Origin of the sequence: Coprococcus aceti (assembly GCF_025567285.1) — a bacterium.
GTDB classification, from domain to species: Bacteria; Bacillota; Clostridia; order Lachnospirales; family Lachnospiraceae; genus Coprococcus; species Coprococcus aceti.
On sequence record NZ_JAOQJT010000005.1, the window covers coordinates 112,987 to 126,192 of the forward strand.

At 44.3% G+C, this 13,206-nt stretch carries 12 protein-coding genes; 11 read left to right on the forward strand and 1 reads right to left on the reverse strand.

Annotated features, from left to right (window positions below; translation table 11 throughout):
- The first annotated feature begins 204 nt into the window (after positions 1–204).
- The 5 genes from OCV54_RS08490 (at position 205) to OCV54_RS08510 (ending at position 8,534) form a co-directional block, all read left to right on the forward strand.
- A complete protein-coding gene (locus OCV54_RS08490; RefSeq protein WP_022215951.1) occupies positions 205–1,005 on the forward strand; it encodes an SDR family NAD(P)-dependent oxidoreductase in 801 nt (266 codons plus the stop codon).
- Positions 1,006–1,335: 330 nt separating this feature from the next.
- Positions 1,336–3,825, forward strand: coding sequence for a cation-translocating P-type ATPase (locus OCV54_RS08495; protein ID WP_416810464.1), 2,490 nt, complete (start codon positions 1,336–1,338; stop codon positions 3,823–3,825).
- Positions 3,826–3,946: 121 nt separating this feature from the next.
- Complete coding sequence (locus OCV54_RS08500; protein ID WP_022215953.1) at positions 3,947–4,507, forward strand: TetR/AcrR family transcriptional regulator; 561 nt, start codon at positions 3,947–3,949, stop codon at positions 4,505–4,507.
- Between the two features lie 61 nt (positions 4,508–4,568).
- Complete coding sequence (locus OCV54_RS08505) at positions 4,569–6,419, forward strand: GGDEF domain-containing protein (protein ID WP_055223560.1); 1,851 nt, start codon at positions 4,569–4,571, stop codon at positions 6,417–6,419.
- 150 nt (positions 6,420–6,569) lie between these two features.
- Positions 6,570–8,534, forward strand: a complete 1,965-nt coding sequence (locus tag OCV54_RS08510; protein WP_055223562.1) for an oleate hydratase — start codon at positions 6,570–6,572, stop codon at positions 8,532–8,534.
- Between the two features lie 97 nt (positions 8,535–8,631).
- Here the strand turns inward: OCV54_RS08510 and OCV54_RS08515 are convergent, their stop codons facing one another.
- Positions 8,632–9,333, reverse strand: coding sequence for a DUF6796 family protein (locus OCV54_RS08515; RefSeq protein ID WP_004851544.1), 702 nt, complete (start codon positions 9,331–9,333; stop codon positions 8,632–8,634).
- 193 nt (positions 9,334–9,526) lie between these two features.
- On the opposite strand from OCV54_RS08515, the gene OCV54_RS08520 reads away from it, so the two are divergent.
- From OCV54_RS08520 to OCV54_RS08545, 6 genes are read left to right on the forward strand one after another with little or no spacing between them, the layout of a single operon-like run.
- Positions 9,527–10,300, forward strand: coding sequence for a hypothetical protein (locus OCV54_RS08520; RefSeq protein WP_004851542.1), 774 nt, complete (start codon positions 9,527–9,529; stop codon positions 10,298–10,300).
- 53 nt (positions 10,301–10,353) lie between these two features.
- Entirely contained in the window at positions 10,354–11,277 is a 924-nt protein-coding gene (locus OCV54_RS08525) for a DMT family transporter (RefSeq protein WP_055223564.1), read from the forward strand.
- Between the two features lie 21 nt (positions 11,278–11,298).
- On the forward strand, positions 11,299–11,760 hold the full coding sequence (locus OCV54_RS08530) for an NUDIX hydrolase (RefSeq protein ID WP_055223566.1): 462 nt from the start codon (positions 11,299–11,301) through the stop codon (positions 11,758–11,760).
- 36 nt (positions 11,761–11,796) lie between these two features.
- Positions 11,797–12,423 carry an alpha/beta hydrolase gene (locus OCV54_RS08535; RefSeq protein WP_055223568.1) on the forward strand — a complete coding sequence of 209 codons (627 nt, stop codon included), beginning with the start codon at positions 11,797–11,799 and terminating at the stop codon, positions 12,421–12,423.
- A gap of 45 nt (positions 12,424–12,468) precedes the next feature.
- Positions 12,469–12,915, forward strand: coding sequence for a hypothetical protein (locus OCV54_RS08540; RefSeq protein ID WP_004853452.1), 447 nt, complete (start codon positions 12,469–12,471; stop codon positions 12,913–12,915).
- Positions 12,912–13,181 carry a hypothetical protein gene (locus tag OCV54_RS08545; RefSeq protein ID WP_022216317.1) on the forward strand — a complete coding sequence of 90 codons (270 nt, stop codon included), beginning with the start codon at positions 12,912–12,914 and terminating at the stop codon, positions 13,179–13,181. The genes OCV54_RS08540 and OCV54_RS08545 overlap by 4 nt, the downstream gene beginning before the upstream one ends.
- The last annotated feature ends 25 nt before the right edge of the window (positions 13,182–13,206 follow it).

Here is a 13,206-nt window from a genome sequence, read left to right on the forward strand (position 1 = left end):
ACCGCTGCAAGCTGTATCACCAGTGTTCTGAGGAACGATATGCATAAATATTTTCATTTAAAGGTATGTGAAGGTGTTGTTTTGGGGCGGCCGTGTGGCTATAATAATAGACATGGGCTATGAAATTATAGATATATGTTATGGTTGACAGAAATCTATGCGGTGTGAAGAAAGTAGTCATGGCTAGGGAAGGAGTGTACACATATGGGTTTTTTAACAGGTAAGACAGCGATAATAACAGGAGGCGGACGTGCAGTTCTCAGCGATGGAAGCTGTGGATCCATCGGATACGGAATAGCGACAGCATATGCCAAGGAAGGTGCCAATCTGGTGCTTACAGGACGTAATGTCAAGAAACTTGAGGATGCAAAGGCAGAGCTTGAGAGCAAATATGGGATCAAGGTTCTTGCAGTCCAGGCTGATGTAAACGCAGGTGCGGACAACGAGAGCGTCGTCAAGAACGTTGTGGAGCAGACAGTTAAGGAATTTGGAAGAATAGATGTGCTCATCAACAATGCGCAGGCATCTGCATCAGGCGTTACCATCGCAGATCACACAACAGCACAGTTTGACCTTGCCATATATTCAGGTCTTTACGCTGCATTTTACTATATGCAGGCATGCTATCCATATCTGAAGGAGACAAAGGGTTCAGTCATCAACTTTGCATCAGGTGCAGGCCTCTTTGGAAATTACGGACAGTGCGCATATGCGGCAGCGAAGGAAGGCATCAGGGGCCTTACAAGAGTAGCAGCTACAGAGTGGGCAGCTGACGGAATAAATGTCAATATAGTATGTCCTCTCGCATGGACATCACAGCTTGAGAACTTTGAGAAGGCATATCCGGATGCGTTCAAGGCAAATGTTAAGATGCCGCCAATGGGACACTTCGGAGACGTAGAGAAGGAGATTGGACGTGCATGCGTGGCACTCGCATCACCGGATTTCAAGTACATGAGTGGTGAGACGATCACACTTGAGGGCGCAATGGGACAGAGACCATAGTGCAGTCAATATATCAAATATGGCTTATGCTATGATAATGGAATATGATGTAGATGCGAAACCTGGTTCGCGGCTTGCATAAAAAATGAGCGTAACACAATAATACCCAGATGGGAAATGTGTTATGCTCATTTTGTTTAGCCGACTCAGTCATCAACTATATCTCAAACCAGATGGTTGTCCGCTTGTCGTTAATAAGACACAAGGTTTCTTAAAAAAATATGAAATATCTGCCATCATCCTTGAATAACCTTACTTGGAGTACTTATAATAGAACTTTGTTAAAGAAATAATGAGATGTCATGGGCAGTCGATGCAAAATGCTGCTCGATGCATAACATTTGCCGACCATATACACAGGAAGAGGTGTTTTATTTGGATACAAACTCAGAAAGCAATTTGGATACACGAGGAGTCCCGATCATGGGTCTTACCTCGGAGGAAGTAAGGAAAAGGATCGACAATGGACAGACCAATCACACGGATATAAGTACGCAGAAGACTGTGGGGCAGATCGTCAAGTCCAACCTGCTTACGTACTTCAATCTTATATTCCTCATACTTACGGTGCTGCTATGTATCGTTGGTTCGTTTAGGAATCTGACTTTCCTGCCGGTCATCATAGGCAATACGGTTATAGGAATATTTCAGGAGTTGCGTGCAAAAAAGACTCTTGACAAGATGAGCATGTTAAATGCGCCACATTCGATAGTTGTGAGAGACGGAGAACAACAGCAGATACAATCAGAGGAACTGGTTAAGGACGATATCATCATTCTGTCGGCAGGCAATCAGATATGTGCTGACGCTACGGTGCTCAGCGGCAGTATATCGGTAAATGAAGCTCTGCTCACCGGTGAGTCAGACGAGATCAAGAAGAAATCAGGTGATGGACTCATGTCCGGAAGTTTTGTGGTGTCCGGACAGTGCTATGCCAAGCTTGACAAGGTGGGCAATGAGTCATACATATCACAGCTCACAGCCCAGGCGAAGGCCATGGGTGACGGCGAACAGTCAGAGATGATCAGGTACATCAACAAACTTGTAAAATGGGTTGGAATCATCATCATACCAGTGGGAATCATTTTGTTCTGCCAGGCGTATATCATGAATGGAGAGACATTCAAGAAGAGTGTGGTATCGATGGTTGCGGCGGTTCTCGGAATGATCCCTGAAGGACTTTATCTGCTCACAACTGTTGCGCTTGCGCTCAGCACAATAAGGCTTGCGAAGAAACAAGTGTTACTGCATGACATGAAGAGTATAGAGACACTCGCGAGAGTCGATGTACTTTGTGTGGATAAGACCGGAACCATCACTGAGCCGGGTATGCAGGTTACAGAGCTGGTGATAAGCGGCAGATGCGGCGATGCCGAGATGGACAAGAGAGCATTTGCGCACTTGTTGGCGGATTACTCGGCGGTCATTGAGGACAACAATGCCACAATGGAGGCAATCAGAGCCTATGTGGCTAAGAATGAGATAGAGAAGGGCAGCAGGACACTGCTCAAGACACAGCCTTTCACATCGGCGAACAAATACAGCAAGGTGTCATTTGTCGAGGGAGACTATATGCTTGGTGCTCCGGAGTTTATAATGAAGGATAGGTATGAGGAGATATCCGGAGAGATAGAGGAGTACCAGAGCAAGGGATACAGAGTCCTTCTTATGGCGGAGTCAGGAGAGGATTCCATTGGTTCGGTAAGACCATTAGGAGGCATATCTCCTATTGGTTATATAGTGCTTTCAAATCCAATAAGGGAAAATGCGGAGAGCACATTTACATATTTCAAAGAGCAGGGCGTTGCCATAAAAGTCATATCCGGAGATAACCCTGCCACAGTATCAGAGGTGGCAAAGCGGGCAGGCATAGATGGAGCGGAGAACTATGTGGATGCGTCCACTTTGGCGTCTGAGAAGGATATAACTGAGGCTGTGGATAAATATACAGTATTTGGAAGAGTTACGCCTAAACAGAAGCAGCTCATAGTCAGGGCGCTCCAGAAACAGAAACACACGGTTGCCATGACTGGTGATGGTGTAAATGATATACTCGCAATGAAGGATGCCGATTGCAGTATTGCAATGGCATCCGGAAGTGAAGCGGCTGCGCAGGCGGCACAGACGGTGCTTCTGGATTCGGATTTCGGACGTATGCCATATGTGGTGTTTGAGGGAAGACAGGTGGTCAACAATATACAGAGATCAGCAAGCCTCTTCCTTGTTAAGAATATATTCTCACTGCTGATGGCCATATTCTCAGCGATATTTGCGATCACATATCCGCTGGAGCCTTCACAGATATCGCTCATAAGCATGTTCACCATAGGATTGCCGGGATTCCTGCTGGCACTTGAGCCGAACAGGGATCGTATAGAGGGAAACTTTATGGTAAATGTCATGTTAAAAGCATTGCCTGCAGGACTCACGGATGTGTTGTCGGTCGGAGCACTTGTAATCTGCGGACAGGTCTTCAATCTCCCGAGTGAGGACATAGCCACAGCCGGCACAATGCTTCTTGCGGTTGTCGGATTCATGATAATAATCAAGATCAGCCATCCGTTCAACAAGATGAAGTATGGTGTACTTCTTATCAACATAATCGGACTGCTGTTCTGTGGCCTTTTCCTCGGCAGGCTGTTTGCCATAGAGTCGATATCCAACATATGTTTCCTGCTCATGGTTGTATTTGCATTTGCTGCGGAATCTATGTTCAGATATTTGACACTGTTTGTTGAAAAGCTCAGCAGCTTCTTTGGAGACGAGAAGAACAGACGTAAGATCAGAAGAAAGATAAGGAAATATAACATTTTTAAGTAGAGAATTGTCGAAAAAAGAATATAATAAACATAAAGATATACTCATAAGAAGCAACATTGTTTTTTATGAGTATGTTTGTTTATAAGGATGATATGAACAGCTTAGATAACAGGAGGTATGCATGGCAAATTCAACTAAAAAAGCACTTGAGGCATCTCTGAAAAAGCTTCTCAAGGAGAAGCCATTTGACAAGATAACGATAGCGGATCTCACTGGAGACTGCGGGATAAGTAGAATGACATTCTATTATCATTTTCAGGACATATATGAGCTTGCCGAGTGGGTGTGTATAGAGGATGGGAAGCAGGCACTGAAGGATAAGAAGACCTACGATACCTGGCAGGAGGGCATGATACAGGTGTTTGAGGCTGTGCTTGAGAACAAGCCCTTTATCGTAAATATATATAGGTCGGTGGATAAGGCAAAGATAGAAAACTATCTATATAAGCTGTCGTACCAGCTCATAGCGGATGTAGTGGATGAGAAATGCGCAGGGGATAATCTTTCTGAGAATGATAAGCAGTTCATAGCAGACTTTTACAAGTATGGATTTGTTGGAATTATGCTTGACTGGGTAGACGAGGGGATGAAAGACGATTATCATAAAATAGTGGAGCAGCTTAGCATTACGCTTCGTGGAAATATAGCAAATTCCATTCATAACTTTGAAAGCGAGATGTAAAAGCAGAGGACGGATCAGGATAAAGAAATCTAGTACTGCGGGATACGCGGGGAGAGCGCTTATGAATCGAACATCAGATATGAAAAAGAGATTGCCGGGGATAATACTGATAACAGGGGGAATTGTGCTGGTTGCTATGGTCATCCAGGCGGTCATACTGAGCTTTATCAATAACAGGAGTTTTGACAGGACCTCGCAGGTGCTGCTGGATCAGGTCAGCAATGTAATTGAGAAGAATAAGGCAAGTGAGGAAGATTTGATAGACTCCCTCAAGGAAGATTATATGGTCAGGGCTAAGGCTGTGGCGTATATAGTTGATGCAAAGCCTGAGGTGGCAAATGATGTGGATGAGCTCCGCAAGATTGCTGCACTTATATCTGTTGATGAGGTGCATTTGTTTAATACGGATGGCGTGATATATGCTGGTACCAATCCCGAATATTTTGGATATAGCTTTGATTCCGGGGAGCAGATGGCGTATTTCAAGCCGATGCTTGATGACAAGAATCTCACCATGTGTCAGGATGTCACTCCGAACACATCAAATGGTAAGAAGATGATGTATGCAATAACATGGAACGATGATGGAACCAAGATGATACAGGTTGGAATCGAGCCGAGAAGACTTCTGAATGAAGTAAAACAGAATGAGATATCCACGGTGGTTGCCAATATGCCTATGTATGATGGTCTGAGTGTTGTAGTGGCAGATGGCGAATCGGGAGAAATATATGGATGTTCATATGAACCGGTAGTAGGGCTTACTCTTGATGAGATCGGCATTTCGGTGACTGATGATATGTTGCCGGACGATGAAGACAGTTTTACAGGCATAAGAAGGATTAATGGATTTAGAAACAGATGTGTATTCCGAAGATCCGGAGAGTATGTGATCGGGGTCATATATAGAATGGATGTGAATAGCCGGAGTAATATGGCAATCATGGTTATCATGGCACTGTATCTGTGTTTTGCCGCCGGCCTGGTGGTAAGCATGGTGATGAAGGTGATACATGCGAACCGGGAGAGAAATGAACAGCTGTCAATATTGACATCCATGTCGGGGATGTATTACAGCATGCATATGCTTGATCTTCAACATGATACATTTGCACTCTATACCGCAGGAGACCTGATATTGAGGGCTGGTGAGCGGGCAGCAGGGGCGAAGGAACTTATGAGGAAGATCGTTCATAAGGTGGTTGTGGATGAACATCAGGCAAGTGCCCAGAAATTCATGGATCTTGATAGTCTTGGGGACAGGCTGATCAAGAAAAAGATTGTATCAGGTGAGTTCATGGTGAAGGATCTTGGATGGTTCAGACTGTCATTTATATCGATAGATGTTGACGAGGACGGACGTCCTTTAAAAGTCATATTTACCACCAGAAACATAGATGAAGATAAGAAACGGGAGCAGAAGCTGATAAGAAGGTCTTATACAGATGAGCTCACAAAATGTTATAACAGGAGCGCATATATAGATGATGTCAGGGAGCTGCCGGGAGATTCTGTATATGTGTATGTGTCCATGGATGTAAATGGGCTTAAGCCAGTGAATGATACCCTGGGACATGCGGCTGGAGATGAACTGCTTCAGGGTGCTGCCGAGTGTATGGAGCAGTGTTTTGGAAACTATGGTAAGGTGTACAGGATGGGCGGTGATGAATTTGCAGCCATCATCTTTGTAAATACCAGAAGGCTGAAGAGAGTGCAGCAGGAGTTTGATGACGTTGTGCGTGGATGGTCTGGACAGCTGGTGAAATCCGTATCGATATCATGTGGCTATGTGTCAAGTGATGAGAAGGACTGGGAGTCATTTGACGAGATAGTAAAGGCTGCAGATGAGAGAATGTACGAGAACAAGGCGGCATATTACAGGCAGAAGGGCGGCGATAGAAGGTATCGCTAGAGTACATATGCAATATAGAGTTATACAAAACGGGTGGAATGATAAAAATTTTATCATTCCACTTTTTTTGTAAATATGAAATAAAAATTGGGCAAGCTATTATAGGGGCATGAGATGGATATAGACGGCAAACTGAAAGGAGAATTGCTTATGTCAAAGAAGAAATTGGGAATCGGGATAGCAGCGGTGGCAGCAGCCGGCGCAGGAGCAGCAGCTCTCACAGTTAAAAATCATAATAAGGCAAAAGTTCAGAAGGATAAGGCTGCGGCTGAACATGCTGAGTACCGCAATACGGAGCGCGGAAAGCATGAGAAGAACAGTAAGGGAATCTATTATACAAATGGTAACTACGAGGCATTTGCCAGACCGAGAAAGCCAGAGGGTGTGGATGACAAGAACGCATATATAGTGGGAAGTGGTCTTGCATCACTGGCAGCAGCTTGCTTCCTTGTACGTGACGGACAGATGCCGGGCTCACATATCCATATTCTTGAGGCCATGGATATAGCGGGCGGTGCGTGCGATGGAATATTTGATCCTGCCAGAGGCTACGTCATGAGAGGTGGACGTGAGATGGAGAACCATTTCGAGTGCCTGTGGGATCTGTTCAGAAGTATACCTTCCATAGAGACACCAGGGGCATCGGTTCTTGACGAGTATTACTGGCTGAACAAGGAGGATCCAAATTACTCACTTTGCAGAGCAACAGTGAACAGAGGCAAGGATGCCCACACAGATGGCAAATTCAATCTGAGCCAGAAGGGCTGTATGGAAATCATGAAGCTCTTCATGACAAAGGATGAGGATCTGTATGACAAGACGATAGAGGATGTATTTGACGATGAGGTATTTGATTCAACATTCTGGCTGTACTGGAGGACGATGTTCGCATTTGAGAACTGGCACAGTGCGCTGGAGATGAAACTTTACTTCCAGAGATTCATACATCACATCTCAGGACTTCCGGATTTCTCGGCCCTCAAGTTCACGAAGTACAACCAGTATGAGTCGCTGATCCTTCCGATGGTGAAGTATCTTGAGGCGGCGGGCGTGACATTCCAGTACAACACGGAGGTCACAAATGTCATATTTGACATGAGAGACGGCAAGAAGATAGCAAAGACCATCGAGTGCAGGGTAAACGGAACTGAGAAGGGGATCCCGCTCACTGAGAACGATCTTGTATTTGTCACAAATGGAAGCTGCACGGAGGGAACTATCTACGGTGATCAGAATCATGCGCCAAATGGTGACGCAGAGGTGAGAACAAGCGGCTGCTGGAGCCTGTGGAAGAACATAGCTGCACAGGATCCTTCATTTGGCCATCCTGAGAAGTTCTGTTCTGATATATCTAAGACAAACTGGGAGTCGGCCACAGTAACAACGCTTGACGACAAGATCATCCCATACATCGTGGATATCTGCAAGCGTGATCCGAGAACAGGAAAGGTTGTCACGGGTGGTATCGTGAGCTGTCAGGATTCAAGCTGGCTGATGAGTTGGACCATCAACAGACAGGGACAGTTCAAGACCCAGGACAAGGATAAGGTGTGTGTATGGGTATATGGCCTGTTCACAGATGTTCCGGGCGATTATATCAAGAAGCCTATGAAGGATTGTACCGGTAAGGAGATCACGGAGGAGTGGCTCTATCATCTGGGAGTGCCAGAAGATGAGATCGAGGAACTGGCCACAAACAGCGCAGTCTGTGTGCCAACTATGATGCCATATATCACCGCATTCTTCATGCCAAGGGCAAAGGGCGACAGACCAGACGTAATTCCGGATGGATGCACCAACTTTGCATTCCTCGGACAGTTCGCCGACACTCCTCGTGACACAGTGTTCACCACAGAGTATTCTGTCAGAACAGCCATGGAGGCTGTGTATGGACTTCTCGGCGTGGACAGAGGTGTTCCTGAGGTGTGGGGAAGTGTGTACGATATCCGTGAACTGCTGGACAGCAGCGTGAAGCTCATGGATGGCAAATCTCCGCTTGAGATAAATCTTGGACCTTTGAACAAGCTCAAGAGACCTATACTTAAGAAGATCCAGGGCACGGTGATTGAAAAGGTACTGAGAGACCACGATATCATAAAAGAGGGTATGCTGTAGGTTGAAGTTAATATAGAGTAATAAGAAAGTTCCATGTGTCTGCACGGTGCAGATGCATGGAACTTTTTATATGTTTGAATTAGTTTGGAGACGGTTGTTAATTGCTGTTTCTTTTAGAATATACAAAGCTGGCAACTAGCCAGATGAGGCAGGCGGTGTTTCCTGATGCCTGACTGAATACATAATCCAGTGTGGATATGTCGGCGCCCATGGCCTGTCTGATGTCAGGAATGAGCACAAATATAAGCTGCCATGTGATGATGTGAAATACGATCATGCTCCTCTTCATGACAGTTCTGCCTGCCAGCAGCGATATAAGACTTGTGAGCATGAGCAGTGCCGTAGGTATGTACACTATGCTGACGGCTGGAAAGAGCAGATTGTAGTAGTCGTCAACATATGCGATGGCCTGTTCTCTTCCAATGTGTTCAGACAGATAGGTTACCCAGTAAGCGAGTGTTCCCACGAGAAAATGCAGTGTTGCGGCGGACGCGACATACATGAGCCCTGCGTATTTGACGAGTGCCCTCGTCTTGCGGTACTTGGGAAGTATCTGCTCCGATATGGCGTCTATGCCAAATGCATAGAAGAACATACCGACAAGACCTGTCACAAGCAGCAGAGCCACTCTCCACAGCTGGAAATCCCCGTTCAGATATGCCCCCCTCACATAAAGTCCTTTGTCCGCGGGTGATGCGGGTACTATGCTGATACACAGATCCCCCACGATCAGGAGCGCTGCGCCGAGCGCGCCCAGCAGGCAGTTCCTTTGGTATTTAATTTTTTCTTTCTGTTCCATGTAATCCCCCTTGTAAATAATCTATATGGTTAGCATAAACTAACTAGAGCATATCATATACGAGGAGATAATTGAAGAAATATTTGCCAAAAACAAGTCGCGCCAATGGGGAAAGAAAATTGACTTTTTTCGTGTATAAAAATATACTTTCCATATATATACAATAAAAGATGCTTAAGAATGGAGGTACATTATGAGGGGAAGATGGAAAAAGGAGATTTTGTTATTTGTGATAGGTGCAGTATGGGGATTCATATATTGGGGCAATACGGTGTGGAATCCTGATGTGCAGTACCTCTTGCAAGATATAAAACATATAAAATTGCCGCTTAACTGGCATTGGATATTTGACTCAGGTGTGCATCTTGGCATAGCGGCTCTTGTGTTGGCGGTTGGCACACTGTTGATTCTATGGATACTGCGCTTTTTATCAGATTCACGTAACACACATGGGCTGATCATAGCCGGCCAGTGGTTCACAGATCTGATCTTATGTTCATTTCTGACTGGCGTGATCCTGTTCTATTTTAATAAATGGTTCCTATACAAGATTATTGGCGATAAAGGTGATGTCGTATTTTCCATAGCATATTTGTTTGTATACATATTGATATATATGATACTGTGTTCATGGTTTGATATATCCATTGAGAGGGTACAGAGAAAACCAAAGAAGAATTGCAGTCTGCTTATATGTCAGGTTCAGAATCGTGAGACATTTATGGATGTCAAGGAACTAGTAAAGAATTGCAAGTACACAGAGTGCTATACGTTGATGAAAAATAATCAGGAGAGATTGTCTCCAAAACAGTTCTGGGTCATAAGGGAGACGAACTTTACAGGGAAAAAGATGACAGCCGAGTGGAGATATTATGCAAATGGTGACTATGTAGAACTGGATGATGAAGAGCTTGCGACCAGGTTGCTGCTTGCTGAGAATGCAAAGAATATAGACTGGCAGTTATAATCGTATATAATGTTGTTAGTCTATGATATAAAAGACACGAGAGAGAAGTAAATATGAAAAAGATAGAGATAAACGACAAATGGATGCAGAAGACCAGTGTTGTGTGGTTCGGTGCCATGCTGTGCTGCCTGTTGTGGGGAAGTGCGTTTCCTTGTATAAAGATAGGTTATGGACTGTGGAATATAGAGAGTGCGGATACGTCGGCACAGATACTGTTCGCCGGTATGCGATTCGTGCTGGCGGGAATCCTTGCCGTGATATTTGGAAGTCTGCTGGAAGGAAAGTTCATAAAGCCGGAGAAGGGCTGCGCCGGCAAAATAGTGTGGCTTGCTATGCTGCAGACAGTCATACAATACCTGTTCTTTTATATAGGTCTCGCGCACACAAGCGGAGTCAAGGCCTCGATCATAGAGGCAGTAAATGTATTCGTTGCCATCATAGTGTCAGGATTCATATTCCATCAGGAAAATGTAACTGCGAAGAAGATGCTTGGCTGTCTGGTTGGATTTGCGGGAGTTGTCCTCATAAATATGAACGGAATGAACTTTCAGATGAGCCTGTCAGGAGAGGGTGCGATATTTCTGTCGACAGTGGCTTATGCGTTCTCATCGGTATTTTTGAAGAGATATTCGGCAAAACACAATCCGGTCATGCTCAGTGGCTACCAGTTTATATTTGGCGGAATGATTCTGTCGGCTGCCGGTTTTGTTATGGGAGGCAGACTCAGTACTGTATCCACTGAAGGAGTTTTGATGCTTATATATCTGGCTCTTGTATCGGCGGTGGCATATTCTCTGTGGGGAATGCTGCTCAAGTACAATCCCATATCCAGAGTTGCAGTATTTGGATTTATGAATCCGGTGTTCGGCGTGATACTGTCGGCATGGCTGCTCCGCGAGGGTGCGCAGGCACTTGGCCCGGTAAGCCTGGTGTCGCTGGTTTTGGTGTGCGCAGGAATATACATAGTGAATAAGTAGGGACGTTCCTGGGAGGTTAATATGAAGATGACAACACTTTGTTACATAGAGAAAGATGGAAGATACCTGATGCTCCACAGGACAAAGAAGGAGAAGGACATTAATAAAGGCAAATGGATCGGTGTAGGTGGACATGCCGAGGAGGGTGAGAGTCCTGAAGACTGCCTTCTCAGGGAGATAAAGGAGGAGACGGGACTTACGCTTACATCGTATAGATTCAGAGGGCTGGTGACATTTATCAGCAATGAGTGTGAGAATGAGCTTATGTGCCTGTTCACCGCAGATGGATTTGATGGGGAAGTTCAGATATGCGATGAGGGTGATCTTCAATGGATAGATAAAGAGATTGTGCCAACACTTCCGACGTGGAGCGGGGATGCGATATTCCTGAAAATGCTACTTGAAGGGGAGAAGAGATTTTTCTCACTCAAGCTCGTATATGAGGGAAGTGAGCTGGTGGAGCACAGGCTGGAATTCTATTGAGAAGGAACGTCCCCACATGAGGAGGAGTGACAATATATGAAGTATTTGTATTTGCATGGACTAGGACAAAAACCAGACAGTTGGAATAGCGTAATAAAAGAAACGAAGGTATCGGAAAGTAGTGTCAAATTAAGTTTGGCAGAGATGTTAGAAGGAAAATCTGCTACATATAAGGAATTATATTCGGCATTCTCATCAGAATGTGACAAGGTGAACGATGAAATTGTCTTATGTGGGCTTTCTCTAGGCGCTGTTTTGGCACTTAATTATGCGATAGACCACCCAGATAAAGTAAAGTCGCTCGTATTAATTGCAGCACAGTATAAAATGCCTCAAAAATTATTGAAAGTTCAGAATATGTTGTTTCATCTTATGCCGAATTCGGCATTCAGTAAAATGGGTTTCAAAAAAGCGGATGTTATCAGCCTGTGCAGGACGATGGCTGAATTGGATTTCAGTGACTCCCTGAATAAGGTGTCTTGTCCGGTATTGCTCATTTGTGGGGAAAAGGACACTGCAAACAAAAAAACTTCAAAAGAACTTTGCCAATATTTGAACAACGCCTGTTTCCATGAACTTGCGAAAACAGGTCATGAAGCAAACATAGAAGCTCCGGAAGAGTTGGCGATCGTGTTGCAGAGATTTTATGATAATATCAGATAAAATTCAGTGGCGCGTCCAGAAAAGGGCATGTGGTGATGTGAATTTATGGAGAAAGTTATGGACTGGTTAAATATATTCGGACTGATAATGATTGCAGTTATTATGATACCCAATATTATTTTTGCAGTTAGATGCAAAGAGGGATTTCAAAACAAATGGAGCAATAAATTTGTTGAGGTTGCAGAACAGATAGGAAGGTTTGGCTGCTTTGGTTTTATGATAATTAACATTCCTGGAACATGGTTCGGGTGGTGGTCTGACGAAGCATTTGCCATATACCTTATTGTGGACGCGATATTAGTAGTGTTGTATTGTGCAATTTGGATAATTTGCTTTAAGAAGAGCAGCATATTCAGAGCACTGGCGCTATCTGTTATTCCCTCAGTTTTGTTCTTGTTTAGTGGAATTATGAGCAGATCAATTCTGTTGCTTATCGCAGCAATATTGTTTGCGCCAAGCCATATTTTGCTTTCGTATAAGAACGCAAAATGATATTGGTCAACAGTCCTTTATCTTCGCTGACGCCTAATGAGCGAAAAGAAAATGCTGCATGGAAGAAAAATACGAAATATAGAAGCCGAGTATCTTTTTGGAAAAATAATCATTATGTTCGTGTTAAAATCACTGAAGATAATCAGTATATAATACATTCGATGAAAAAATCACATAAAAGACAATATACATATGATGAAATCATCAAAGAATTTATATTATTTGCTGATGCAGATGCTGAGGAAATAGGCAAGGCGGTTATTTAGTCTTTTATGGAATCAGAACGATATT